Source organism: Qipengyuania huizhouensis (assembly GCF_019711635.1).
Taxonomy (GTDB): Bacteria; Pseudomonadota; Alphaproteobacteria; order Sphingomonadales; family Sphingomonadaceae; genus Qipengyuania; species Qipengyuania huizhouensis.
The window spans coordinates 53,044-76,457 of the sequence record NZ_JAIGNT010000012.1 but is presented as its reverse complement, the minus strand read 5'-3'; the positions used below and the strand labels follow the sequence as shown (position 1 = coordinate 76,457).

27 protein-coding genes are annotated in these 23,414 nt (G+C 63.6%); 11 read left to right on the top strand and 16 right to left on the bottom strand.

The genetic code is table 11. The annotated features are described in order from the left end of the window. Positions 1-25 precede the first annotated feature (25 nt). The 4 genes from K3180_RS10660 to K3180_RS10645 all read left to right on the top strand — a co-directional run bounded on the left by K3180_RS10660 (position 26) and on the right by K3180_RS10645 (position 3,769). The gene (locus K3180_RS10660; RefSeq protein WP_221540713.1) at positions 26-2,167 is read left to right on the top strand and encodes a M13 family metallopeptidase; all 2,142 of its coding nucleotides are present in this window, start codon (positions 26-28) and stop codon (positions 2,165-2,167) included. Positions 2,168-2,246: 79 nt separating this feature from the next. Continuing rightward, positions 2,247-3,056, top strand: coding sequence for an undecaprenyl-diphosphate phosphatase (locus K3180_RS10655; protein ID WP_221540711.1), 810 nt, complete (start codon positions 2,247-2,249; stop codon positions 3,054-3,056). 93 nt (positions 3,057-3,149) lie between these two features. Then, positions 3,150-3,404, top strand: coding sequence for a GlsB/YeaQ/YmgE family stress response membrane protein (locus tag K3180_RS10650; RefSeq protein ID WP_221540709.1), 255 nt, complete (start codon positions 3,150-3,152; stop codon positions 3,402-3,404). Positions 3,405-3,478: 74 nt separating this feature from the next. Next, the gene (locus K3180_RS10645) at positions 3,479-3,769 is read left to right on the top strand and encodes a hypothetical protein (RefSeq protein WP_221540707.1); all 291 of its coding nucleotides are present in this window, start codon (positions 3,479-3,481) and stop codon (positions 3,767-3,769) included. 81 nt (positions 3,770-3,850) lie between these two features. Here the strand turns inward: K3180_RS10645 and phhA are convergent, their stop codons facing one another. After that, positions 3,851-4,792 carry a phenylalanine 4-monooxygenase gene (gene phhA, locus K3180_RS10640; RefSeq protein WP_247710492.1) on the bottom strand — a complete coding sequence of 314 codons (942 nt, stop codon included), beginning with the start codon at positions 4,790-4,792 and terminating at the stop codon, positions 3,851-3,853. A 58-nt stretch (positions 4,793-4,850) separates the two neighbouring features. On the opposite strand from phhA, the gene ppk2 reads away from it, so the two are divergent. Further along, positions 4,851-5,621, top strand: coding sequence for a polyphosphate kinase 2 (ppk2, locus tag K3180_RS10635; RefSeq protein ID WP_221540704.1), 771 nt, complete (start codon positions 4,851-4,853; stop codon positions 5,619-5,621). On the opposite strand, the gene K3180_RS10630 is transcribed toward ppk2, so the two are convergent. The 5 genes from K3180_RS10630 to K3180_RS10610 all read right to left on the bottom strand — a co-directional run bounded on the left by K3180_RS10630 (position 5,618) and on the right by K3180_RS10610 (position 10,060). Next, the gene (locus tag K3180_RS10630) at positions 5,618-6,850 is read right to left on the bottom strand and encodes an acetyl-CoA C-acetyltransferase (protein ID WP_221540702.1); all 1,233 of its coding nucleotides are present in this window, start codon (positions 6,848-6,850) and stop codon (positions 5,618-5,620) included. The genes ppk2 and K3180_RS10630 overlap by 4 nt on opposite strands. 112 nt (positions 6,851-6,962) lie before the next feature. Further along, positions 6,963-8,192 (bottom strand): CoA transferase, encoded by a 1,230-nt coding sequence (locus K3180_RS10625; protein WP_221540700.1) that lies wholly within the window; start codon positions 8,190-8,192, stop codon positions 6,963-6,965. 89 nt (positions 8,193-8,281) lie between these two features. Continuing rightward, positions 8,282-9,466 (bottom strand): acyl-CoA dehydrogenase family protein, encoded by a 1,185-nt coding sequence (locus K3180_RS10620; protein WP_247710491.1) that lies wholly within the window; start codon positions 9,464-9,466, stop codon positions 8,282-8,284. After that, a complete protein-coding gene (locus K3180_RS10615) occupies positions 9,463-9,666 on the bottom strand; it encodes a hypothetical protein (RefSeq protein ID WP_221540697.1) in 204 nt (67 codons plus the stop codon). The genes K3180_RS10620 and K3180_RS10615 overlap by 4 nt, the downstream gene beginning before the upstream one ends. Before the next feature lie 97 nt (positions 9,667-9,763). Further along, entirely contained in the window at positions 9,764-10,060 is a 297-nt protein-coding gene (locus K3180_RS10610) for a hypothetical protein (RefSeq protein WP_221540695.1), read from the bottom strand. A gap of 111 nt (positions 10,061-10,171) precedes the next feature. On the opposite strand from K3180_RS10610, the gene recQ reads away from it, so the two are divergent. From recQ to asd, 5 genes are all read left to right on the top strand, one after another. Further along, on the top strand, positions 10,172-11,962 hold the full coding sequence (gene recQ, locus K3180_RS10605; protein WP_221540693.1) for a DNA helicase RecQ: 1,791 nt from the start codon (positions 10,172-10,174) through the stop codon (positions 11,960-11,962). A 72-nt stretch (positions 11,963-12,034) separates the two neighbouring features. Beyond that, complete coding sequence (locus tag K3180_RS10600) at positions 12,035-12,946, top strand: SPFH domain-containing protein (RefSeq protein ID WP_247710490.1); 912 nt, start codon at positions 12,035-12,037, stop codon at positions 12,944-12,946. Continuing rightward, positions 12,915-13,160 (top strand): type II toxin-antitoxin system antitoxin, encoded by a 246-nt coding sequence (locus tag K3180_RS10595; RefSeq protein ID WP_425594525.1) that lies wholly within the window; start codon positions 12,915-12,917, stop codon positions 13,158-13,160. The genes K3180_RS10600 and K3180_RS10595 overlap by 32 nt, the downstream gene beginning before the upstream one ends. A gap of 113 nt (positions 13,161-13,273) precedes the next feature. Further along, positions 13,274-13,537, top strand: coding sequence for a DksA/TraR family C4-type zinc finger protein (locus K3180_RS10590; protein ID WP_221540689.1), 264 nt, complete (start codon positions 13,274-13,276; stop codon positions 13,535-13,537). Between the two features lie 27 nt (positions 13,538-13,564). Further along, the gene (gene asd, locus K3180_RS10585; RefSeq protein ID WP_221540687.1) at positions 13,565-14,425 is read left to right on the top strand and encodes an archaetidylserine decarboxylase; all 861 of its coding nucleotides are present in this window, start codon (positions 13,565-13,567) and stop codon (positions 14,423-14,425) included. Here the strand turns inward: asd and K3180_RS10580 are convergent. From K3180_RS10580 to K3180_RS10560, 5 genes are all read right to left on the bottom strand, one after another. Then, entirely contained in the window at positions 14,404-14,904 is a 501-nt protein-coding gene (locus K3180_RS10580; protein WP_221540684.1) for a GNAT family N-acetyltransferase, read from the bottom strand. The two genes, asd and K3180_RS10580, sit on opposite strands and share 22 nt — an antisense overlap. Further along, the gene (ribA, locus tag K3180_RS10575) at positions 14,901-15,923 is read right to left on the bottom strand and encodes a GTP cyclohydrolase II (protein ID WP_221540682.1); all 1,023 of its coding nucleotides are present in this window, start codon (positions 15,921-15,923) and stop codon (positions 14,901-14,903) included. The genes K3180_RS10580 and ribA overlap by 4 nt, the downstream gene beginning before the upstream one ends. Before the next feature lie 35 nt (positions 15,924-15,958). Next, positions 15,959-16,750 carry an exodeoxyribonuclease III gene (gene xth / locus K3180_RS10570; RefSeq protein ID WP_221540680.1) on the bottom strand — a complete coding sequence of 264 codons (792 nt, stop codon included), beginning with the start codon at positions 16,748-16,750 and terminating at the stop codon, positions 15,959-15,961. Between the two features lie 141 nt (positions 16,751-16,891). Beyond that, the gene (locus tag K3180_RS10565; protein WP_221540678.1) at positions 16,892-17,572 is read right to left on the bottom strand and encodes a class I SAM-dependent methyltransferase; all 681 of its coding nucleotides are present in this window, start codon (positions 17,570-17,572) and stop codon (positions 16,892-16,894) included. Positions 17,573-17,577: 5 nt separating this feature from the next. Continuing rightward, complete coding sequence (locus K3180_RS10560; RefSeq protein WP_221540676.1) at positions 17,578-18,474, bottom strand: NAD(P)/FAD-dependent oxidoreductase; 897 nt, start codon at positions 18,472-18,474, stop codon at positions 17,578-17,580. A 177-nt stretch (positions 18,475-18,651) separates the two neighbouring features. On the opposite strand from K3180_RS10560, the gene K3180_RS10555 reads away from it, so the two are divergent. After that, entirely contained in the window at positions 18,652-19,089 is a 438-nt protein-coding gene (locus tag K3180_RS10555) for an Rrf2 family transcriptional regulator (protein ID WP_221540674.1), read from the top strand. Between the two features lie 374 nt (positions 19,090-19,463). Here K3180_RS10555 and K3180_RS10550 read toward each other — a convergent pair whose 3' ends face one another. The 5 genes from K3180_RS10550 to pabB all read right to left on the bottom strand — a co-directional run bounded on the left by K3180_RS10550 (position 19,464) and on the right by pabB (position 23,389). Beyond that, positions 19,464-20,123, bottom strand: coding sequence for a LolA family protein (locus K3180_RS10550; RefSeq protein WP_221540672.1), 660 nt, complete (start codon positions 20,121-20,123; stop codon positions 19,464-19,466). A gap of 88 nt (positions 20,124-20,211) precedes the next feature. Continuing rightward, the gene (rpmG, locus tag K3180_RS10545; protein ID WP_006832561.1) at positions 20,212-20,379 is read right to left on the bottom strand and encodes a 50S ribosomal protein L33; all 168 of its coding nucleotides are present in this window, start codon (positions 20,377-20,379) and stop codon (positions 20,212-20,214) included. A gap of 148 nt (positions 20,380-20,527) precedes the next feature. Beyond that, positions 20,528-20,932, bottom strand: coding sequence for an alternative ribosome rescue aminoacyl-tRNA hydrolase ArfB (gene arfB / locus K3180_RS10540; protein ID WP_160728373.1), 405 nt, complete (start codon positions 20,930-20,932; stop codon positions 20,528-20,530). Further along, a complete protein-coding gene (locus K3180_RS10535) occupies positions 20,925-21,581 on the bottom strand; it encodes an RluA family pseudouridine synthase (protein WP_221540670.1) in 657 nt (218 codons plus the stop codon). The genes arfB and K3180_RS10535 overlap by 8 nt, the downstream gene beginning before the upstream one ends. After that, positions 21,578-23,389 carry an aminodeoxychorismate synthase component I gene (pabB, locus tag K3180_RS10530; protein WP_221540746.1) on the bottom strand — a complete coding sequence of 604 codons (1,812 nt, stop codon included), beginning with the start codon at positions 23,387-23,389 and terminating at the stop codon, positions 21,578-21,580. Before pabB ends, K3180_RS10535 begins: the two co-directional genes overlap by 4 nt. Positions 23,390-23,414 lie beyond the last annotated feature (25 nt).

Genomic DNA, 23,414 nt, shown 5'->3' with positions numbered 1-23,414 from the left:
GGTTCGAATTCCGGAGGCTGCATTCATGAGCAAGACTTTTTTCACCGCCGGCGTGTCGGCTATCGTGCTGGCTTTTGCCGCACCTGCCATCGCACAGGACACGGCCAGCGCGGCGCCTGCCGCCGAAGAAACCCCGCTGCCGACGATGGAATTCGGCGACTGGGGCTTCGATCCGGCTTCGCTGTCGCAGGATATCGATCCGGGCGACGACTTTTTCGCCTATGCCAACCAGAAGTGGCTCGATGCAAACCCGCTGCCTCCCGAATTCAGCCGCTTCGGCGCGTTCAACCTGCTGCGCGAGAAGTCGACTGCCGACGTCCAGGCCCTGATCAACGAGCTCACCTCGAAAGACCCTGCTGCGCTGACGGCGAACGAGAAGCGCATCGTCGATGCCTATAATGCCTATCTCGATACGGACGCGATCAATGCGGCGGGCCTCGCCCCGGCACAGCCTTATCTCGACGAAATCAAGGGTGCGGATACTCTTGCCAGCCTCGCCGTATTGTGGGGCACGCCGGGTTATGCTTCGCCCATCGGCGGCGGCGTCAGTGTCGATGCCAAGGAGCCGACGCGCTATTCGGTCTATTTCGGCTCGGGCGGTCTCGGCCTTCCCGACCGTGACTACTATCTCGACGAAACCGAGAAGGGCCGGGATATCCAGGCCAAGTATCGCGATTACCTGACCTTCCTGATGACCGAGGCGGGTTTCGGCGATCCGGCCGCGATGGCGCAGGCGGTCTATGATTTCGAAGACAGCATCGCCCGCAAGGTGAGCTGGGATCGCGCCACGCGCCGCAATCGCGACCTCACCTATACGGCCCTTTCGCCTGACGAACTGACCGAACTGGCCGACGGATTCCCGCTTGCGCCGGTGCTGGCCGCTTCGGGCTTCGATGCGACCGACCGTTTCATTGTCGGCGATATTCCGCCGAGCGCCGAACGTGCGGCAGAGCTTGGTCTCGACGAGGCAACACTGGCCAAGATCGGCGGCGGCACCCCGGCAATGTTCGAACTGCTTCAGGATACGCCGATCGAAGTGCTGCAGGCGTGGACGCTCAAGGAATTCCTGACCGACAACGCTTCGATCCTGCCGACCCGTTTCGATGATGCGAACTTCGCCTTCTACGGCACCACCCTCAGCGGCACGCCCGAACAGCGCCCCCGCTGGAAGCGGGCGATCGCCGCCACCGAAGGCCAGTTGGGCGAACTTGTCGGCGCCTCTTATGTCGAGCGTTATTTCCCGCCCGAAAACAAGGCCGCGATGGACGAACTGGTCGCAAACCTGCGCATCGCCATGGGCCAGAGCATCGATGAAATCGCCTGGATGAGCGAAGCGACCAAGGAAGAAGCGCGGGCCAAGCTCGACAGCTTCACGCCGAAGATCGGGTATCGCGACAACCTCGACACTTACGAGGGGCTTGAAATAACCACCAACCCATTGGCCAATCGCATGGCGGTTGCCGAATGGAACTGGCAGGACAATCTGGAGAAGCTTGGCGGGCCGATCGACCGGACCGAGTGGTTCATGCTGCCGCAGACGGTCAATGCCTATTACTACTCCACGCTCAACGAGATCGTCTTCCCGGCAGCCATCCTGCAACAGCCGTTCTTCGGCCTCAGTGCCGATCCTGCCGTGAACTATGGCGCGATCGGCGGCGTGATCGGACATGAAATCGGCCACGGCTTCGATGACCAGGGCTCGAAATCGGATGCTGCCGGTGCACTGCGCAACTGGTGGACCGATGCCGACAGGCAGGCTTTCGACGAGCGCGGCGATGCGCTGGTGGAACAGTACAATGCGTTCTGCCCGCTCGACGATGGCGAAACCTGTGTGAACGGACGTCTCACCCTGGGCGAGAATATCGGCGATCTGGGTGGGCTCAGCCTTGCTTATCGGGCCTACAAGATCGCCACCGAAGGACAGGATGTGCCCGTGATCGACGGTCTGACCGGCGATCAGCGTTTCTTCCTCGCCTGGGCGCAGGTCTGGCGTTCGCAGCAGCGTGAAGAGAACTATCGCAATCGTCTGCGGACCGACAGCCACAGCCCCGAAGAGTTCCGCACCAATGGCGTCGTGCGCAACATGGACGCCTGGTACGAAGCATTCGGCGTGACCCCGGAAGACGATCTCTACCTGCCGCCCGAGGAACGGATCAGCATCTGGTAAGAGCATTCAGGCTCGGAAATTGCGAAGGGCGGAGCAGGCCGGTTGACTTGCTCCGCCCTTTCTTCATGAGAGCGCCCCTATGGACAATACGATCACCGCAATCCTGCTGGGCATACTTGAAGGCCTGACCGAGTTTCTGCCGGTTTCCTCCACGGGTCACCTCATCCTGGCGCAGGCATTCTTCGGCTACGATCCCGAGCAGTGGCGCCAGTTCAATATCGTCATCCAACTGGGTGCCATCCTGGCAGTGGTGGTGTCGTACTGGTCACTGTTCTGGCGCATGGGCACCGGCTTTCTGACCGGCCAACCGGAAGCCCTGCGCTTCGTTCGCAATATATTCCTGGGGTTCGTACCGGCGGCGATCATCGGATTGCTGGCCAAGGACGCCATCGATGTCATGCTCGGCAGCCCCATGGTGGTTGCGATTGCGCTGGTCCTCGGCGGCATCGCCATACTCGTTCTGGAAAAGACCATCCCCGCGCGCGAAGATACCGGGGTGGCGGCGCTTTCGTGGAAAGTCTGCATGGCAATCGGTTTGGCGCAATGTCTGGCGATGATTCCGGGGACGAGTCGTTCGGCCTCCAGCATCCTCGGCGCGCTGGCCATGGGCGTCGGGCGGAAGACCGCGGCGGAATTCTCCTTTTTTCTCGCAGTGCCCACCATGCTCGGGGCTGCCACGGTCAAGATATTCGACGAACCGGCCCTGCTCCGCGGAGAGGCGCTCATAAGCTGGACCGAGATCGGGCTCGGCTTCTTGGCGGCCTTCCTCACCGCGCTACTGGTGATCCGCCTTTTCGTTGCCTATGTCAGCAAGCACGGCTTCTCGCCTTTCGCCTGGTACCGCATCGTTCTTGGAACGGGTGCAATCGCCTGGCTCTGGCTCGCCTGACAAGAGGCAACCTGCCATTTTTTCGTCATATTCCCGGAACCATCCGTCTCTCTGTGGTTTGAACCCTCAAGTATAAACCGCAAGGAAGCATTGATGGGTTTGATTATCCTCGTTCTTACCGGCGCTCTTCTGGGCTGGATGGGGACGATCGCCCTGCAGATCGAGGACGGGCGAAGCATTCTCCGGAATATCGTCGCCGGCGTCATCGGATCCTTGGGGCTGGGACTCGCCACTTCGGGTGGAGTGTTTCTGGGCACCATCCAGGCAAGCACTCTCCTGTATGCGATCATCGGGGCTATCGTGCTGATCGGTCTATACAATTTCGTGCGTCAAAGGGTCTTGCCCTGATTTCGCCATGCATTATCCAATAAATCTGGAAGCATGGGCATCCGCCCGTGTTCCGTAATCAAGGGGAAGTAACAATGAAATTCACCAAAGCTATGCTCGTCGCCTCGGTCGCTACTCTGGGACTGGGCCTCGCCGCTTGTGACAGCGCTGCCGAAAACCAGGCTGAGGACGAGATCGAAGCCATGGAAGATACGCGTGACGCTGAAGTCGACGCCATGGAAGAAGGTGGCCAGATCACTGAAGACCAGGCTGACGCGATGGACGATCAGACCGACGCCATGGAAGAATCGATGGAAGACGCTGTCGACGACGCCGATCCGGCAACCGCAGCTGAGGCGGATGCTGCAATGGAAGAAGGCATGTAAGCCTTTTACGTTTCACGAGAATGGGCCGGCCGGAGCGATCCGGCCGGCCTTTTTCTTGCCGTCAGTTTAAGCGAGAGGCACTCAGACCGGCTTCGCGCCTGATCCCCTGCCACCGCGCAGCGTATATTCGAGCGTGCCGCGATGGACCACGTAATCGACGTCGATCACCGCCGTATTGGCATAGGTGAATCCCGGCCCCAGGTTCCTGTAGAGCTTGTCGAAATCGCGCTCCACCGTCTGGCGGTAGAGATCCTCGAAGCTCGAGATAACGAAATAGGTCGGCTGCAGGTCGCTGATGACGTAATCGGTGCGCATCACCCGGTCGACATTGAGCATGATCCGGTTGGGGCTTTCCGCCTCGACCGAATAGACCACCTCTGTCGGCCCCGAAAGTATGCCCGCACCATAGGCGCGGATGTCGCCCGGCCTTTCCTCGATCAGGCCGAATTCCACCGTGTACCAGTATAGCGCGCCCAGCGCCTTCAGCCGGTTGTAGCGCATCGCCTTCCAGCCGGCCTTGCCATATTCCTGCATGTAATCGGCATAGACCGGATCGGTCAGCATCGGCACATGGCCGAAGACATCGTGGAACACGTCGGGTTCTTGGATATAATCGAACGTCTCGCGCGTGCGGATGAAATTGCCCGCCGGAAAGCGGCGATTGGCGAGGTGCCAGAAGAATACGTGGTCGGGGATCAGCATGGGCACGGGGACCACGCTCCAACCGGTCAGCCTGTCGAGTTCTTCGGAAAGCTTACCGAACTCCGGCACGCCGCCGCGGCCCAGGTCCAGTTTCTCCGTTCCCTGCATGAAGGCCGTCGCCGCCCTGCCGGGCAGCATTTCCATCTGGCGCTTGAAAAGATCGTCCCAGATTGCGTCTTCTTCGCTGTCGTACTCGGCCTGCCTGGGCTCGAGCCAGTCGTCGCCCACATGTCCGGGCTTCTTCAACGGCGCGGTGAAGACATCTGCCGGCATTTCCGGCAGACGGGTAAAATCGTGTTCGGGTTCTGCAAGTGTGGCCATATTGCTCTAATAGATAGTAGCTTTGCCGATACCATTCAAATCGGGAGATAGGCGGAGGATGAAAGGCAAGGAATACAAGGCCGCGCTTGAAGCGATGCGCGAAGAGCTGGTGGCGATGGCGCGCTGGGTGCGGGTGACCGGCCAGCGTATCGTCGTCCTGTTCGAAGGACGCGACACGGCGGGCAAGGGCGGGGCAATCCGTGCAATGTCGGAAAAGCTCAATCCGCGCCAGTGCCGCACCGTGGCGCTGGGCACGCCGACCGAGGCCGAGCAGGGCCAATGGTATTTCCAGCGCTACATCGCGCATCTCCCGACCACAGGCGAGATCGTGCTGTTCGACCGCAGCTGGTATAATCGGGCGGGCGTCGAGAAAGTGATGGGCTTCGCGACCGATGCCCAGGTGAACCAGTTCCTCGACCAGGTGCCGATATTCGAAAAGATGCTCGTCGACGACGGCATACTGCTGTTCAAATACTGGCTGGGGGCCGACCAGGAAAAGCAGGAAGAACGGCTGCGCGAACGGCTGGATGACCCGCTCAAGCGCTGGAAGCTCTCGCCCATCGACCTCGCCGCGCGCGACAAATACGATGCCTATACCGCCGCGCGCGAGGAGATGTTGCTGCAGACGCATACCGAATGGGCGCCATGGACGCTGGTCGATTTCAACGACCAGAAGCGCGGACGGCTGACGCTGGTCCGCGATCTGCTCGACCGCCTGCCTGACACTGCGGTGGAGCCGCCTGCCATCGATTTTCCCGATCTTGGTCGCAAACCGCTCGCTGAGAGTTATGGCGCGATCCAGCCGATAGCGAATTATCCGGAGAACTAGGCCGCGCGCTCGAACACCGCGGCCATGCCCTGACCGCCGCCGATGCACATGGTTTCCAGGCCGTAGCGCACCTCGCGCCGCTGCATTTCGTGCGCCATGTCGGCGAGGATGCGGATACCCGTCGCGCCGATCGGGTGGCCGAGCGAGATGCCCGAACCGTTGACGTTGACGATGTCGCGGCGGCTATCGTCATCGGCAAAGCCCCAGCCCTTGAGCACGGCAAGCGCCTGCGGAGCGAAGGCCTCGTTCAGTTCGATCAGGCCGATGTCGTCCCAGCCAAGGCCGTTCTTTGCGAACAGCCGCTCTACCGCCGGGACCGGGCCGATACCCATGCGGCTGGGATCGCAGCCCGCCGCGCTCCACGAATGGAACCACAGGATCGGTTCGAGGCCGAGTTCTTCCACCTTGTCTTCCGCCACCACCAGGCAGGCGGCCGCGGCATCGTTCTGCTGGCTGGCATTGCCTGCGGTGACCACGGCTTGCGGGTCACGCTTGCCGTCGATCGGGCGCAGCGCGGAAAGCGTCTCCATGCTCGCATCCTCGCGGAAGCCTTCATCCTTGGCAAAAATGGTGGGATCGCCCCTGCGCGAGGGGATTTCGACCGGCACCAGCTGTTCGTCGAACTTGCCCTCTACCCACGCCTTCGCCGCATTCTGGTGGCTGCGCACCGCAAACTCGTCCGAGGCCTCGCGGCTGATGCCATAGTCCAGGGCGAGATTCTCGGCGGTTTCGATCATGCCGGTGATGACGCCGAAACGCTCGATCGGCTGGCTCATCAGCCGTCCCCGCGTCAGGCGGTCCCACAGCGCCATATCGCCCATCCGCGCTCCGTGGCGCGCTCTGGTGGTGTAATGCTCCACATTGGACATGCTCTCCACCCCGCCCGCCAGTACGCAATCGGCAGCGCCCGTCTGGACCATCATCGCCGCGGTCGCGACCGCCTGCAGGCCGGAGCCGCAGCGCCGGTCGAGCTGGAAACCGGGCACTTCGATGGGATAGCCTGCCGCCAGCCAGCTCCACCGCCCGATGGCGGGTGCCTCGCCGCTGCCATAGCCCTGGCTGAACACCACATCGTCGACGCGCAGGGGATCGATGCCCGATCGTTCGACCAGCGCCTTGATGATGACCGCCCCCAGAGCGCCCGCCTCCAGCGGGACGAGGCTGCCGAGGAACTTGCCCACGGGGGTGCGGAGCGGTTTGCAGATGGCGACGCGGCGGAGTTCAGTCACGAAAATACCTCTCGATCCGTTCGGGCTGAGCTTGTCGAAGCCTCGCCCTTTTTCTTCAGTTCCACCGCCCAAAGGAAGTACGGCCCTTCGACAAGCTCAGGGCGAACGGTGATCATGGCCGTTGGTCCGACAATCGTGCCACGTCGCGGTCGACCAGCTGGCCGATTGCGCCCGAAGACAGGCCGAGCCTCGTCGCGAGCACTTCCTCGGTATGCTGGCCGAGATAGGGCGCGGGTGCAGGCGCGCCTGCCTCGCGACCGGGGATATTGGCGAAACTGCGGGTGGCGGGATATTCGAACCCCGAGGGGTTGCCCGATGAGCGGGTAAAGAGCGGGTTTTCCCCGACGAGAACGGGGTCGTTCGCTGCTTCGTGCATGGTGCGGTACCGCTCGAAGGTGCAGCCTTCCGCCCCCATCCGGCGTTCGAGCTCGTTCCAGTCTATCGAACCGGCGCGCGACTGGAACAGGTCGAACAGCGCGCGGCGATGTTCGAAACGGGGGCGGTCGCCATCGGCGAAACGTACGCCCTCCCGTTCTTCCAGAGCGGCAATTTGCTCCGCCACATCGAAGGCTTTCACCAGCCCTGCCCACTGCTTGGCGGTCAGCGCAGCGACCATGAAGCGCGTGCCGTCACGCGTGCGAAAGTCGCGCCCGAACGCACCCCAGATCGCATTGCCCAGCCGTTCGCGGTCGCCGCCGCGATAGAGCATTTCGGCCATCGCGCCGCTATTGGCGACCGTGCCGATCGCCACATCGCCCAGCGGCACGCGCAGTTCGCTGCCCTCGCCGGTACGATCGCGGTGGCGGATCGCCGAAACCAGCGCAAAGGCGCAGTAGGCGCCTGTGATGAAATCCCAGGCGGGCAGCACCTGGTTGACCGGCGGCGCGGTCTCCATGTCCCAGTCTTCCGGGCCGCACATCAGCGGATAGCCGCTGGCGGCGTTGACGGTAAAATCCATCGCCTGCCGTCCGTCATGCCAGCCCATGATGCGTACGCTGACGAGATCGGGCCGGTCAGCCGCGACGGCATCGTGCGAAAGGAAGCTCTTTTCGGGCAGGTTGGTGATGAGGTTGCCGGTTTTTGCCGACAGTTCGACCAGCAGTTCGCGCCCCTCTGCGCTGCGCAGATCGAGCGCGACCGATTTCTTCGCCCGGTTGAGGTTCTCCCAGCTCAGCGAGCGTCCCTCTTCGGTCAGCATGTAGCGATCGTAATCGAGCCCGCCTTCCTTGTGATCGACACGGATCACCTCCGCGCCCATCTGCGCGCAATAGAGCCCGGCGGTGGGCGAGGCGACGAAGCTCGACGCCTCTATGATCGAGAGATCGTCCAGGAGGTTATACATGAGTCATCCCCGCGCAGGCGGGGATCCAGAGCGCCGAAGTGCGAACGCTCCGAACTGGTTTCCCGCCTGCGCGGGAATGACCAGTGAAATTACAGACCCGCCGCATATTCGCGCAGCATCCGCTTGGCGATCTGCAGCTGCAGAATCTGCGTGGTGCCTTCGTAGATGCGGTAGATCCGCGCATCGCGGAAGAAGCGTTCGGCGTCATATTCCGCGAGATAGCCCGCCCCGCCATAGATCTGCACCACGCGGTCCACCACGCGCCCGCACATTTCGGAGGCGAAGACCTTGAACGCCGCGGCGTGCTTGACCGTGTCCTCGCCGCGGTCGACCCGCGCGGTAACGTCGGCCATCATGGCTTCGGCGGCATAGATTTCGGTCCAGCTTTCGGCGAGCATCTGCTGGATCAGCTGGAAGTTGGCGATGGGTTCGCCGAAAGCCTGCCGCTCGTTGGCGTATTTCACCGCGGAATCGAGCGCGCGGCGCGCATAGCCCGCGCTTGCCGCGCCGACCGAGATGCGGCCATTGTCGAGGCTCATCATTGCAAAGCGGAAGCCCTGACCCGTCTCGCCGCCGAGCAATGCATCACCCGGCACATGCACGTCGTCGAGCATGACATCGGAGATATGGCTGCCTGACTGGCCCATCTTCTTGTCCGGGCTTCCGGTCGACACGCCGGGAGTATCCATCGGAACGATGAAGGCGGAAACATGCGCGTTCTTGGGCAGCGCTTCCTTCTCGGTACGCGCCATGATCAGCGCGACATTGGCGTGCGGCGCATTGGTGATGTAGCGTTTGGTGCCGTTGAGGATCCAGCCGTTCCCGTCCGGATCGGGTCGAGCCATCGTCTGCATGGCAGCACTGTCAGAGCCGCTGCCCGGTTCGGTCAGGCCGAAACAGGCGATCTCTCCGCTGGCGATGCGCGGCCACCATTCGGCCTTCTGCGCTTCGGTCCCGCCGTTCTTGATCGCGGAATTGAACATGCCGACGTTGATCGAAAAGATCGAACGAAAGGCAGGTGCGGCATAGGCCATGGTCTGCACGACCTTGGCATATTGGGTGATGTTCAGCCCCGCGCCGCCATAATCTTCTGGAACGGTGAGGCCGAACAGCCCCATGTCCTTCATCTCGGCCAGGATATCGTCGGGGACCTTGTCCTGTTCGATGACGTCCTTTTCCGCCGGAATCAGCCGTTCGCGGACATAGCGTTCGAGCTGTTCGAGGAACTGGTCGAATGTGTCCTGATCCATTCCGGGATTGGCGGCGGTGCTCATTCGCTCTCTCCAGTCGATGGCGTTGCTTCGGGGTCGGGCGTTTCCTCGGGCATCCGCTGTTCTTCCAGCATCGAGGCAGCGTCTTCGAGCGCTTCCGCCTCTTCCTGCGTCACGGGGCCGGGGTCGGTGCCCTCGGTCGAGGAATTGCATCCTGCGAGGATAAAGGCACTCGCGGCGAGCGGAAGGGCGATTCGGTTCATGGCGGCGATGCTATCTCCCCGGGGCGCGGTAAACAAAGCCGTTACGGAAAAGGGGCGGGCGCGGCGCATGGCCGGCCCACCCTCCAGGCGCGGAAACTTACTCGGCCGATTCTTCCGCCATCGCGTCCATCGCGGCTTCGGCCGTCGCGGCGGCATTGTCGCCTGCAGCTTCGACCGAGGCAGCTTCGACTTCGGCTGCAGCTTCAGCCTGCGCATCGTCGGCCACGACATTGGCGTCGGGGTCGGCGACCGGCTCGTCGGTTACCGGTTCCATCGCCTCGTCGGCGGCGACTTCTACGGTGTCGGCTTCGGCTTCGGTCGAAGCATCGTCGGCGCTGCCGCAGGCGGCAAGTACGAGCGAGGCAGTGGCGGCGGCGGCAATACGGAACTTCATGGCATTCTCCTTTGATGGTTTCGGCAGGGTTAATCGTTCCGGCACCAAGAGGCCAAGGGAAAAAACGCCTTGGCCGGTTGCGCAGGGCGGCGCGGGCGGCAACAGGGGTGCATGGCCTCCAGCCCGACCCTCGATATGCCGAACGCCCGCGAAACCCTGCGCGCCACCTTCGGATTCGACGATTTTCGCGGTCGGCAGGCGGAGGTGGTGGAGCGCACGCTGGCGGGCAAATCGAGCCTGGCGGTCATGCCGACGGGGGCCGGAAAATCGCTGACCTACCAGCTTCCCGCGGTGATGCTGAAGGGGACCTGCGTGGTCATCAGCCCGCTCATCGCGCTGATGCACGACCAGTTGCGCAGCGCACGGGCCAACGGCATCCGCGCTGCCACGCTGACCAGCGCCGACGCCGACTGGCGCGAAACGCAGGACGCCTTCCGCGCAGGCGAACTGGACCTCCTCTACATCGCGCCCGAACGCGCCAGCCAGCCGGCATTCCGCGACTTTCTCTCCTCTTCCAAGCTGGCCCTCTTCGCCATCGACGAAGCGCATTGCGTGTCCGAGTGGGGGCACGATTTCCGCCCCGATTACCGGATGCTGCGCCCCCTGATGGACGCCTTCCCCGATGTCGCACGGCTCGCGCTGACGGCAACGGCGGACGGGCAGACCCGCGTCGACGTGATGGCCCAGCTCGGCATTCCGGAAGAGGGGCTGGTGCTGGCGGGCTTCGACCGGCCGAACATCCGCTATGCCATCCGCCCGCGTGACAACCCGGTCCGCCAGATCGCCGCCCTCATGGCCGAACGCCCCGGCCCCGGCATCGTCTATGCCCAGACCCGCCGCAAGGTGGAGGAGCTGGCCGAAAAGCTCGCCGCTGCCACGGGCCGCAAGGTGCTGCCCTATCACGCCGGGCTTCCGGCAGAGACGCGGGCCGCCAACCAGGCCGCCTTCGTCGCATCCGAAGACATGGTGATCGTAGCCACGGTCGCCTTCGGCATGGGGATCGACAAGCCTGATGTGCGCTTCGTCGCCCATGTCGGCGTGCCCAAGTCGGTCGAGGCCTATTACCAGGAAACGGGCCGCGCCGGGCGTGACGGGGATCCGGCGGCAGCCGCCATGTTCTGGGGCGCGGGCGATTTCGCCACGGCCCGTGCGCGGCTCGCCGAAGTGGACGAGGATCGCCGCAATGCCGAACGCGCCCGCCTCGATGCGCTGGCGGGGTTGGTCGAGACGGCGGGGTGCAGGCGCGCGGTCCTGCTGCGCCATTTCGGGGAAAGCCCGCCCGAGAGCTGCGGCAATTGCGACAATTGCCTCGACCGGCCCGCGGTCACGCAGGTCACCGAGCTGGCGCGCAAGCTGCTGTCCGCCGTCTACCGCACCGGCCAGAGCTTCGGCTTGGGCCATATTCAGAAGGTCCTCACCGGCGCAAACGACGAGCGCATCCGCCAGCGCGGGCATGACCGGCTCAGCGTTTTCGGTATCGTCGAGGGCGAAGATGCGCGGTTGCTCCAGCCGCTCGGGCGTGCATTGCAGGCGCGCGGGGATCTCGTCCCCACCGAACACGGCGGACTGGCGCTGGGCGGCAGCGCGCGGGAAATCCTGACGGGCGCGCGCGAGGTAGAGATCGTAGTCCCGCCGAAACGCCAGCGCCGCAGCCGGGGAGGCGGGAGCGGCGAGGCCAATCCCGTGGGCGATCCGCTGTTCGACGCGCTGCGCGAACTGCGCCGCGAACTCGCCGCCGAAGCGCAGGTTCCGCCCTACGTCATCTTCCACGATTCGACCCTGCGCGAGATGGCCGCCAGCCGGCCGTCGACCATTGCGCAGATGGGCCGCATCACAGGCGTGGGCGGCAAGAAGCTCGAAGCCTATGGAACACGCTTCCTCGAGGAAATCTCCCGCCACTGACCGCTTCCGCTTGACCTGCGGACCTGACGATATAAATATGATATCATAATTATATCGGAGGAACGATTCGTCATGTCGGTAGAACTCAAGGGGATGAACACCAGCCGCGAAAGCGCGGCGTCCAGTTACAATGGCTATATGATGCTGATCATCCTCGTGGTGGTCGTCGCGGGGCTGGCCTTTCTCCTGCCCGGGATTTTCCCGGAAGGCGAGGCATCGAAGGGGGCCAAGCTCACCTTCATCGGCGCGCTGATCGTATCGTTGATGGGCGTGCTGATCCTCGCCGCGGGCTTTTTCATGATCCAGCCGAACCAGGCCGTCGTCATCACGCTGTTCGGCGAATATCGCGGCAGCGAGCGGACCGAGGGGTTGCGCTGGGTCTGGCCATGGATGGGCCGGAACAAGATTTCCGCCCGCGCGCACAATATCCATTCCGAACGCGTGAAGATCAACGATCTGCGCGGCAACCCGATCGAGATCGCCTGCAACGTGGTGTGGCGCGTGGCCGATACCGCGCAGGCGAGCTTCGATGTCGACGATTACAAGACATTCGTGAACATCCAGATCGAGGCGGGCCTGCGCACGGTCGGTTCGCGCCATCCCTATGACGATTTCGAAGGCGAGGAAGTCACGCTGCGCAGCGGCGGGGACGTGGTCAACCGCGAACTGCTCGAGGAACTGAACGACCGGCTCAAGGTCGCGGGCATCGTGGTCGACGAGGCGGGCCTCACCCACCTCGCCTATGCCAGCGAAATCGCCAGCGCCATGCTCAAGCGCCAGCAGGCGGATGCGATCATCGCCGCGCGCGCCAAGATCGTGCTCGGCGCGGTCGGCATGGTCGAGGACGCGCTGACCAAGCTGAGCCAGGACGGCATCGTGGAGATGGACGACGAACGTCGCGCCGCGATGGTTTCCAACCTGATGGTCGTCCTGTGCGGCGAAAGAGACGTGCATCCGGTGGTCAACGCCGGTTCGATCTACTGACGGCCAAGAGCCCGCGTCCATGTCCAAGAAGAAAGCCTTTGCCCTGCGTCTCGACCCGGCGGTTCACGCCGCGGTCGAGCGCCTGGCGGCGGACGAGCTGCGCAGCGCCAATGCGCAGATCGAAATGCTGCTGCGCGAGGCGTTGAAGGCGCGCGGGGCCGAGGTGAAGCCGTCCCCGCCTCCGCGCAGGGGGCGTCCTCCTGCCGAGGGCTGACCGTGGTTACGGCGTCGCCCGTCATTTCGGTCGGCCTGATCCGCCTCGCCGCCTTGTTCTTCTGACGGAACGAGAGCAGGTTCCTGTCCGTTATTCGGGTGAAGGAGTTTGCAATGGCAGGCGGATGGGCGCGTGACGGCGCAGTTCAGGACCAGATCGACGATACGGTGAGCGACGCAGTGAGCGCCGCCCGCGCACGTATGCCCAAGGGCGAAAGCGCGAAATTTTGCGACGAATGCGGCGAAGAAATCCCCGAGAAGCGGCGGCTTGCACTGCCCGGCGTGCGGACCTGTGTCGCATGCCAGTCGGGCCGCGATGCATCCTCGCGGCAGACCGGCATCAACCGGCGCGGCAGCAAGGACAGCCAGTTGCGCTGAGCCGCGGCCCCGCTAAGGCTCCATTCCATGACATCCCCCTTCATCTGGCTGCAGCACGCGCTTCCGCACCATCTCGTTTCGCGCGGCGCCGGCAAGATCGCCTCCAGCGAAGCCGTCTGGCTCAAGAACCTCCTGATCCGCCGGTTCATCGACGCCTATGATGTCGACATGGGGGAGGCCGCCCGACGGGTGGAGGAGTTCAAGAGCTTCAACGATTTCTTCACCCGCGAACTCAAGCCCGGCGCGCGTCCGCTGGCCGACAGCCGGACCCACATCCTCAGCCCCGCCGATGGAGCGGTCAGCCAGATCGGACGGATCGACGAAGACCGGATCTTCCAGGCCAAGGGGCGGCATTTCACCGCCAGCCAGCTCCTCGGCGGCGATGCCGGGGCGGCAAAGCGTTTCGAAGGCGGCAGCTTCGCCACCATCTATCTCTCCCCGCGCGATTACCACCGCGTCCACATGCCTGCTGCGGGTTCGCTTGCATCGACAGCCTATGTGCCCGGCGATCTCTTTTCGGTGAACCAGGTGACGGCAGAGAATGTCGATGGCCTCTTCGCGCGCAACGAAAGGCTCGCCTGCCTCTTTACCGGCCCGGACGGCGTGTTCGCCAGTGTGATGGTCGGCGCGATGATCGTGGCGGGCATCGAGACGGTGTGGAGCGGGCTGGTCGAAACCCACCATCCGCGGCTGGTGCGCGAAAGCTTCGAACCCGGCGCCCATGCGTTCGGCGCGGGTGACGAAATGGGCCGCTTCATCCTCGGCTCGACCGTGGTGCTGCTGTTCGAACCCGGCAGGGTGGAATGGGACGCGGGGCTCAAGGCCGGTGACGCCGTCCGGATGGGACAGGCGATCGGCAGGCGGCTTCAGCCGAACGCCGCAGCGTAGGTCACCGTGCCAGCGGGCGGTTCGCCCTCGAGGACCAGCCGCTGAAAATACTCGGGCGGCGGGCCGGGATAGACCAGCCGCGGATCGTGCCGGAAACCGAAGCGCGCATAATAGGCCGGATCGCCCAGCAGGACGATCCCGCGCGCGCCCGTCTCACGCAAATCGGCGATGCCGCGGTTGATCAGTGCCGAACCCACGCCTCCCCGCTGGCAGGCAGGCAGGACGCTGACCGGTCCCAGCCCGAACCATCCTTGGCTTCCGTCCGATATGCGGACCGGCGAAAGCGCCACATGGCCGACGATGCGCTCACCATCCTCGGCGACCAGCGACAGGGCAAGATCGCCATCGGCGCGCAGGCGTTCGACGATATTCACCTCGCTCCCGTCGCTATGTTCGACATCGGCAAAGGCGGCCTCGGTGACGACGCTGATCTGCGCGCAGTCGGCCCGCGTCTCGGGCCGGATCGTGAGCGCGCTCATGGCAGCAGGTGTCCCGCCCGGTCACGCTTGGTGGCGAGATAGCGGGCGTTGTGAGGATTGTCGGGCAGCGAATGCGCCACGCGCTCGGACACTTCCACCCCTTCGGCCTCCAGCGCTGCGACCTTCGCGGGATTGTTCGTCATCAGTCGGATCTCCTTCACGCCGAGCAGGTCGAGCATTCGCGCCGCCGTGGGGAAATCGCGCGCCTCGTCGGGCAGGCCCAACCGCGTGTTGGCATCGACCGTGTCGAAACCCTGATCCTGCAAGCGATAGGCCCGCAGCTTGTTGACGAGCCCGATCCCGCGCCCTTCCTGCCGCATGTAGAGCAGCACGCCCCAGCCGCCCCTGTCCGCTTCCTGCGCCATGGCGTGCAGGGCGGCGTCGAGCTGCGGGCCGCAATCGCATTTCAGGCTGCCGAGGATATCGCCGGTCAGGCATTCGGAATGCAGGCGGACGAGCGGCGGCCGGTCCACGCGCTGTTCGCCGATGATCAGCGCAACATGTTCGCGCGTATCGTCCGGGCTGCGGAAGGCCACGATATGCGCGTCCTCCGCCGCGGCGACGGGGAGGCGTGCGCGCGAGGCGATATGCAGTCGGGTAGGATCGGCAAAAGCGACCAGATCGCCGACCTCCAGCGATGCCGGCTCTGTCGCTCCCGCCGGATCGACGAGGAAGGCCGGAAGGATGCCCGCAATCCGCGCCAGTTCGAGCGCGGCCCGTGCCTGTTCCTCCCACGCCAGCGGCAAGGCCTTGAAGGGCCCCTTGAGCGGGCTTTGCAAATCGAGCGCCGGATCGGCGATCGCCAGCGCGGCGGACAGGTCGAAGCTTTCCGCTCCGCGAAGCAGGACAGGCGTGCGCGGCACCGCGGCTTCGCGCTGGTTGGCCAGCTTGAGCGTGGCCGCGCGGGTGGCGGAGACCAGTATTGCCTCCCCCGATATTTCCGAGAATGCCGTCTCGACCGGTTGCAGCAACGGCGCACCTTCGATCGCCAGCGGCCAGCCGTGGCGCAAGGCATCCACCGCCAGCGCCGCCCGGCGAGAAGGCGACGGGGAAGTCAGATGCTGAACTCCGTCACCAGCGGTACGTGGTCGGACGGTTTTTCCCAGTCGCGGGCATATTCGTGGACCGAATGCCCGGTCGCCTGCCGCGCGAGTTCGGGGCTGGCCCACATGTGATCGAGCCGGCGGCCGCGATCGTTCGCCTTCCAGTCCTTCGCGCGGTAGCTCCACCAGCTGTAATAGCGTTCGGGCGCCTTGATATGCTCGCGCCCGATGTCCGCCCAGCCGTGGGCATCCATGAACCGCTGGAGGCTTTCGACCTCGATCGGCGTATGGCTCACGACCTTGAGCAATTGCTTGTGGTTCCACACGTCGCTTTCCAGCGGCGCGATGTTGAAATCGCCCACGATCAGCGTCGGCCGGTCCACCGCATCGGCCCAGCGGGTCATCCGCTCGAGGAAATCGAGCTTCTGGCCGAACTTGGCGTTTATCTCGCGGTCCGGCTCGTCACCCCCGGCGGGCACGTAGACGTTCTCGACGATCATGCCGTCGTGCTCGGGCAGTTCGACGCCGACGTGGCGCGCCTCGCCATTGTCCTGCCAGTCGTGACGCGAAAATTCGCGGATCGGCACCCGGCTGACCGTGGCCACGCCGTGATAGCCCTTCTGGCCGTGCACGGCGATATGCTCGTAGCCCAGCGCCCTGAACGCCTCATAGGGGAACTGGTGCTCCTGGCACTTGATTTCCTGCAGGCAGAGAACGTCGGGCGCGGCATCTTTCAGGAAGCGCTCGACGATGGGCATGCGGAGGCGAACGGAATTGATGTTCCAGGTAGCTACAGAGACCATGGCGCGGAGATAGGGGGACGCGGCGCGGGGGTCTAGGTTTGAGTCCCTGTTTTTCGCACCCGCATCCGCGGGCACGCCCGATCCGCAATTGAATATACCGCCCCCGGGATACGGAATAACGCTCGGGCTCATCGTCTGAAATTAGCAGGCTGTTCCGACCCAGCCGCGGAAAGAGAATGCGGCATAATATAGCTCGACATTGGTAAATCCCGCCTCACATAGAAGTTCTTCTTCCCGCGCGGGAGAAAGCAGGGGCAGTCGCTCTGTCATCAGCTTGGCGGTGGCTGCGGATTTTGCCGGATCAGGCCCCTCGCGACCGCTAAAGGCAACCGAAAGCCTCATCCAGCGCCCAGGATCAGGACCGGGCGCCGTATGCTCTGCCACCACCAGATTGGCACCGGGCCTCAGGCGGTGATGAATCCCTCGCAAAGTCTGCAGACGTGAAGTGCGGTCGAGATGATGCAACGTGAGAAGGCATGTTGCACCGTCGAAAGGGCCATCTGGTGCCTGATCAATGGCGCCCTCAATCAGATCGACTCGCTTTGCAAATGGCGCCAGTTTCCGGCGCGCAAGATCAAGCATTGCCGATGATGGATCGACACCTGTGAAATGCCAGTCTGGCTGCGCTTCGGCCATTGCTTTGGTTTCCATTCCGCCGCCTGCACCTACGACGAGTATATGCGCGTCTGTTCCAGCCCGTTCGGCAAGCAGCAGCATCACCATGCGATGGAGGTCGGCTAGCCCGGGCACGTTGCGAACGGCATTCACTTCATAGGAAGCGATAGCGTCCGGATGGTCGAAGGGTGAATGCTTGCGCTCCATGACGGCTAGCCTCCGAACACCAGCGAACGATGAATTGCCAGCGCGGCCGTGACGCCGTCCGCACAGGCGAAGGTGACGGTATGTCCCATTCGCGTGATATCGCCGGCGGCATAGACCCCGGTGATACTGGTCGCCTGCATCTCGTCGACCGCTATCACCGATCCGAGGGGGCCGTCCTCGATCTCGCACCCGAGCCCTTGTGCAATATCGCTGTTGAAACGGCTGCGGGGACCGATAAACAGAGCGTCGATCGGTTGCTCGATGCCGTTGCGCAGACGGATTGCCGACAGGGCTGCCCCTTCGCCGACAAGACTATCCACGGGCTCGGCTTCGATTGTGACGCCGCGCTCGTCGAGCTGGGCCGCAACGTCCGGCTCTATCGTGCCGCCGTTGAGAAAGAAGGTCGTTGGTCCCCATTCGGGGATCAAACCTGCCTGATGCGCCGATTTTGGCGAGGTATTGAGGACGCCAAGCCGCTTGCCGCTGAATTCATAGCCATGACAATAGGGGCAATGGATAACGGTTTGCCCCCAGCGTTCGGCGAGGCCGGGAAGCTCGGGCAGAATATCGCTGATTCCGAAGGCCAGCAGCAACCTGGCCCCTGCCACCGCCTCGCCATTCGCCAGCGTCACCCGGAACCCGTCTTCATGCCGGGCAGCCTCCACGGCTGCGAGCTCGCGGAACTGCACTGTCGGATAGGCCGCCACCTGTCCGCGCATGGCTTCGAGCATGATCCCGGGATTGCTCCCGTCCTGGGCAAAAAAGCCGTGAGAGGCGGCGGCAAAGCGATTGCGGGGGGTGCCTGTGTCGAGCACCAGCACCGAACGGCGCGCCCGGGCGAGATAGAGCGCGGCCGATAAACCCGCAAAGCTCCCGCCGACAATGATCGCGTCGAAAGTCATATGTATCTCCTTGGTGCAGGGGCGGACCGTCCGCAGTGGACTGCGAGCATCCGCTCATGTAACATTTGAAGATACTATAGCTGCGATGGCGTCATGTATCAACAAGTGATACAATCTTTTTGCATTGTCACGCGCTATGGCAGTGTCCGACGCCGAACGCGCAACAAAGGCTTTACAATGAATCGAGATACCCGCCTGTCCGATGTCCTCCATGTGCTTCTCCACATGGATCAGACGAAGGAACTGCTTACATCGGATGTGCTGAGCCGGAGCATGGGAACCAATCCGGCGGTTTTCAGGCGGACCATGGCGGGGCTGCGCGAGGCAGGTCTGGTGCGTTCCGAGAAGGGGCATGGTGGAGGATGGCAATTGGCGCGTCCGCTGTGCGAGATCACGCTCCTCGACGTTTACGAGGCGCTCGGTCGGCCCAATCTTTTTGCTATCGGCAACCGCAGCGGGAACTCCGACTGCCTGGTGGAAAAGAATGTCAACGCCGTGATGGTGGATACCATGGAAGCGGCCGCAGCACTGTTTACTGAGCGCTTCGAAACGATCACGCTCGACAAGATTGCGCCGCGAGAGCCGGTACCTTTGAACATACATGCCGACCGGTAATATCCGCGGCCATGCCGCGCTCGTTTACCCTCCATTGGCCCGATCAAGAGAGTGAGACCGCTGTCCAGGGAAGTGGGTTCCCGATCACGGCAGTCAAAGGCCGACTGGCGCGAAGCCAAGCGACGCGGATGCGCCGCGCCCGGCGTTTGAGGGGGCACACAAAAACCCTCGAGCCGGGGGCATTGGCTCGAGGGTTCCTTGTGAGCGTTCGTCACGCTTGGATATCGAGCGGTTTTTTGGGCGGGCAATCAACAGGGGGGAAATTGCTGCCACCGCTTCGATAACCCGGTTCTAGGCCTGCCCGGCTTGCTGCTCAATGAACATTCGACATCGGGGAATCGCAACAATCGAACGGCCTGTCGCCGAAATGGTATTTACGGGCGACGGGATGAACGGCGCGGATCCCTGAAGGTGAATGCGCTGTCGGCAACCGACACCCCGTAGCGGTTGTTGCTCAGGCGAACCGTGGTGCGGTGATTCTGCGAATCGAGCGCCACCCAGTGCGTGAGACGCAGACCGCCCGGAGCCGATCCGTCGCGTGCGAAGATCAGCGTGATTGTGCCGAATTCCGGGCGATTTGGATCGCGGACCTCGATGCTGACGACATCGCTGTGACTGGTCGGGACCAGCTTGCCGTATTTCTTCACGTCGCGGCTCGGGTCGAGCAGCGCGCCCAGCGGCGAATTGCTGATCGGCCAGCGCTGGACCTGGTTCACCTCGTAGTCGATCATGTACATCGACTTGCCGTTCGAGACGACCAGCAGCGGCACGCCCTTTTCATATTCGAAACGGATCTTGCCGGGGCGCTTCAGCGTCATCACGCCCGAAACGGCCTGGCCGTTGCGGTCGGTCTGGACGAAGTTCGCCTTCATGGTGGAAATGCCGCGCAATGCCGCGACCGCACGGTCGAGATCGCCGGCCGCCGCCTCGACGGGGGCCGGTGCGGCATAGAAGGATGCGGGGACGCCCACGGATAGCGCAAGCGCCAGTGCGGAGGCGACGGGACGATTCTTGAAGATAGACAAGGTGCTCATGCTCCTGAATTACAGTCGGAGCATTGAACTGTCACTGAACTAAAGGCGTTCCCGCCGTTCAGCTTCCGGACCGCACGGCCCGGCAAGATCACTTGATCTTGGCTTCCTTGAATTCGACGTGCTTGCGCGCCACCGGATCGTACTTCTTGAAGACGAACTTTTCGGTGTGGTTGCGCGGATTCTTCTTCGTCACGTAATAGAAGCCCGTGTCGGCGGTCGAGACGAGCTTGATCTTGACGGTTGCGGGCTTCGCCATGGCGTGTTCCTAAAGATCTTTCGAAAAGGGTCCGCCCCACGCGATGGAGAGACGGCCTAAATAATAAGGGCGGCGCGTGTCGCACCGCCGTCCGGCGCGCCCTTTGTGTGATTCACGGGGAAAAGTCAAGCGCCGGGCGCAGCAGGCATTACCATTCGACCTTGCCGCGTTTGGCCTTCACGTCGCCGCGCACCTTCTTGGCCTTGAGGCGTTTCACCTTGCCCACGCGGTTCACCCTGCTCTTCTTGCGTTTCCTGGGCGGATCAAGCGCTTGATTGACAAGTTGGATCAGACGCTCCCGCGCCGCCTCGCGGTTCTGTTCCTGCGTGCGATACTCGTTGGCGGTGAGGACGATTTCGCCGTTCTTGGTGAACCTGCTGCCCGCGATTTCCTTGATTCGCTCGAAGGTTTCCGGGCTCAGGCCGAGCTGGAATACGTCCACCCGGAGCTGCACCGCCGTGGCGACCTTGTTCACATTCTGCCCGCCCGGGCCGGAGGAAGCGATGAATTTCTCCTCGGCGATCTCCAACGCACGGTCGACGATTCTACCCATCCGCGAACCCGAGCGCCGCGAACTCGCGCGGCAGCGGCGCGGCCGCCTCGATGGCGGGCTTCTTCTCGCGCGGGACCACCAGGCCTGCCGCATGCAGCATGGTGCGCGGCGCGCCCTTGCCACTCCCGTAAACCGGATCGCCCAATAGCGGCACGCCGAGTCCCGCCTCGCAATGAATCCGGATCTGGTGCGTCCTTCCGGTTTCCGGACGGAATTCGAGGAGGGCCTTTCCATCATTTTCCATCAACTTGCGCCAGTGGGTGATGGAGGGCTTGCCCTTCCTGGCGGCGATCATGCGCCAGCCTTTTTCCGCGCTGCTGATCTTGGAAAGCGAGAGCTCGATCGTGCCCTCTTCGCCCTCGGGAATACCTGCAACGACACCGACATAACGCTTGGTCACGAGCCGGTCCTCGAAGGCCTTGGCGAATCGCTTCAACGCCTTGGGATTGCGCGCCAGCAGCAGGCAGCCGCTGGTGTCCGTATCCAGCCGGTGGACCGGCGAGGGATCGCGCTGGAAGCCGAGACGGAGCTGTTCGAAATGGTCTTCCAGACACGGCCCGCCGCGCTTGGGGCGGTCCACGGAAATGCCCGCAGGCTTGTTGATTACCAGCGCTTCGCCGTCTTCGAAAATAATCGGGATGTCGGTCATACGGCTTTCAGTTCGGCGCGCACCATCTGGCGTAGCGCATTTCCGAGGAAGAAACCGTCCTCGAGATCGGCAATGGTGAGTTCGGCTTCGCGCGCCTTGCCCCCATCGAGGAGCGACTGGCGGAACACGCCGGGCAGGAGGCCGAGTGCTGCGGGCGGGGTCAGCCATAGGCCATCGCGCTCGACAAAGATATTGGTGACGCACCCTTCGGTCAGCAGGCCGTCCTCGCGCACGAACAATGCCTCGGTCGCACCATGCCGCCGGGCGATGGCCTGCGCATCTTCATAAAAGCCGCGGTCGGTGGTCTTGTGGCGCAGCCGCCAGTCACCGGAATCCACCGGCAGCGGGAGGATGATGCACGTGGCGGGATTGGGCCAGGCATCGGGCATGCCCTGCACCTCCAGAGCAATGGCGCCGCTGCGCGAAGCCAGCAGACGGATGCGGCCCGGCTCGTCGAGGACGAAACAGCAGGCGTGAAGCTGGTTGCGCGCTTCATGGCGGTCGAACACGAAGCCCAGCTCCGCGGCGCTGTCCTTCATCCGCGAAAGATGGGCTTCGAGCAGGGGGATGCCTTCCTCGGGGGTGAAGCGCATGGTCTCGATCAGGTCGAACTGCGACGCCTTGTGTTCGGGCGACGACTTGCTGGCGAATGCGCCTTTCAGGAGCGCCTCGCGCCATTCCGTACGCGGCTCGCTGTCGGCAACGATCGCGCCGCCCACGCCGAGCACGGCCTTGCCGCGCGCATTCTCGATTTCGGTCAGCCGCAAGGTGCGTATTGCGACGTTGAAAGCGGCATCGCCGTCCGTCCCGATCCGCCCGATGGCACCGCAATAGGGACCGCGTGGTTCGCGCTCCACCGCGTCGATCAGCTCCATTGCGCGGATCTTCGGCGCACCGGTGATCGAACCGCAGGGAAAAAGCGCACGCACCAGATCGACTGCACCCATATCCTCGCGCAGTTGGGCATGTACCACGCTCACCATCTGGTGGACCGTCGGATAGCTCTCGATCGCGAAGGGCTCGTCCACCCGCACGCTGCCCGCCTCGGCCACGCGGGAGAGATCGTTGCGCATCAGGTCGACGATCATGAGGTTTTCGGCCTTGTCCTTGACCGAATTCGCAAGTTCGTCGGCCAGGGCTTCGTCCTGCCCGGCATCGGCGGAACGCGGACGCGTGCCTTTCATCGGCTTGGCCTTTGCCTCGTGGCCTCTCAGGGACACGAACAATTCGGGCGACAGGCTGAGCAGCCAGTGCGATCCGTCGAAGATCACCCCACCATAGCCAGCCCGCGCCGCAGGTCGCAGCGCGGCATAGAGGCCCAGCGGGTCACCGGTGAAGTTACCTGCCAGCGGAAAGGTCAGGTTCGCCTGGTAGATATCGCCTGCACGGATCGCTTCCTGCAACCGCTCGAATGCAACCTCGTAGCCGCCGGGCGAGATTTGCGGCTCCAGCGGGCCGACGCTCCCCGCACCCTGCGCGCGAGCAGCAAGCCATGCGGGCATATCGGTGGCGGCAATGCGCTCCGGTGCGTTGAAAAGGCCAAGCCAGACCAGCGGCCCTGCGCCGCCCGTCTTGCCTTGGGCAAGCTTTGCCAGCCGTTCTTCCAGCGCCAGCCCCGCCTCATAGGCGATATAGCCTGCCAACTCCCCGCCTTCACGTCGTGCGGTTTCGGCAGCGTGAAGCACGGCTTCGACCTCGCCGGGACGATTGGCGATGAAAACCTGCTGCGGGTTCTCATACAGCAGGGCATCGGCAGCGCCGCTCTCGCGCGCATCGTCCAACAGTATGAAAGGATGCCGGCCCGCCATCGTGCCAATGCCTTTACAGCCCTCG

Bases quoted from the DNA above. Each gene is read 5' to 3' on its own strand.
- K3180_RS10660 (WP_221540713.1), top strand. From the start codon at position 26: ATGAGCAAGACTTTTTTCACCGCCGGCGTGTCGGCTATCGTGCTGGCT.
- K3180_RS10655 (WP_221540711.1), top strand. From the start codon at position 2,247: ATGGACAATACGATCACCGCAATCCTGCTGGGCATACTTGAAGGCCTG.
- K3180_RS10650 (WP_221540709.1), top strand. From the start codon at position 3,150: ATGGGTTTGATTATCCTCGTTCTTACCGGCGCTCTTCTGGGCTGGATG.
- K3180_RS10645 (WP_221540707.1), top strand. From the start codon at position 3,479: ATGAAATTCACCAAAGCTATGCTCGTCGCCTCGGTCGCTACTCTGGGA.
- phhA (WP_247710492.1), bottom strand. From the start codon at position 4,792: ATGGCCACACTTGCAGAACCCGAACACGATTTTACCCGTCTGCCGGAA.
- ppk2 (WP_221540704.1), top strand. From the start codon at position 4,851: ATGAAAGGCAAGGAATACAAGGCCGCGCTTGAAGCGATGCGCGAAGAG.
- K3180_RS10625 (WP_221540700.1), bottom strand. From the start codon at position 8,192: ATGTATAACCTCCTGGACGATCTCTCGATCATAGAGGCGTCGAGCTTC.
- K3180_RS10620 (WP_247710491.1), bottom strand. From the start codon at position 9,466: ATGAGCACCGCCGCCAATCCCGGAATGGATCAGGACACATTCGACCAG.
- K3180_RS10615 (WP_221540697.1), bottom strand. From the start codon at position 9,666: ATGAACCGAATCGCCCTTCCGCTCGCCGCGAGTGCCTTTATCCTCGCA.
- K3180_RS10610 (WP_221540695.1), bottom strand. From the start codon at position 10,060: ATGAAGTTCCGTATTGCCGCCGCCGCCACTGCCTCGCTCGTACTTGCC.
- recQ (WP_221540693.1), top strand. From the start codon at position 10,172: ATGGCCTCCAGCCCGACCCTCGATATGCCGAACGCCCGCGAAACCCTG.
- K3180_RS10600 (WP_247710490.1), top strand. From the start codon at position 12,035: ATGTCGGTAGAACTCAAGGGGATGAACACCAGCCGCGAAAGCGCGGCG.
- K3180_RS10590 (WP_221540689.1), top strand. From the start codon at position 13,274: ATGGCAGGCGGATGGGCGCGTGACGGCGCAGTTCAGGACCAGATCGAC.
- asd (WP_221540687.1), top strand. From the start codon at position 13,565: ATGACATCCCCCTTCATCTGGCTGCAGCACGCGCTTCCGCACCATCTC.
- K3180_RS10580 (WP_221540684.1), bottom strand. From the start codon at position 14,904: ATGAGCGCGCTCACGATCCGGCCCGAGACGCGGGCCGACTGCGCGCAG.
- xth (WP_221540680.1), bottom strand. From the start codon at position 16,750: ATGGTCTCTGTAGCTACCTGGAACATCAATTCCGTTCGCCTCCGCATG.
- K3180_RS10565 (WP_221540678.1), bottom strand. From the start codon at position 17,572: ATGGAGCGCAAGCATTCACCCTTCGACCATCCGGACGCTATCGCTTCC.
- K3180_RS10560 (WP_221540676.1), bottom strand. From the start codon at position 18,474: ATGACTTTCGACGCGATCATTGTCGGCGGGAGCTTTGCGGGTTTATCG.
- K3180_RS10555 (WP_221540674.1), top strand. From the start codon at position 18,652: ATGAATCGAGATACCCGCCTGTCCGATGTCCTCCATGTGCTTCTCCAC.
- K3180_RS10550 (WP_221540672.1), bottom strand. From the start codon at position 20,123: ATGAGCACCTTGTCTATCTTCAAGAATCGTCCCGTCGCCTCCGCACTG.
- rpmG (WP_006832561.1), bottom strand. From the start codon at position 20,379: ATGGCGAAGCCCGCAACCGTCAAGATCAAGCTCGTCTCGACCGCCGAC.
- arfB (WP_160728373.1), bottom strand. From the start codon at position 20,932: ATGGGTAGAATCGTCGACCGTGCGTTGGAGATCGCCGAGGAGAAATTC.
- K3180_RS10535 (WP_221540670.1), bottom strand. From the start codon at position 21,581: ATGACCGACATCCCGATTATTTTCGAAGACGGCGAAGCGCTGGTAATC.
- pabB (WP_221540746.1), bottom strand. From the start codon at position 23,389: ATGGCGGGCCGGCATCCTTTCATACTGTTGGACGATGCGCGCGAGAGC.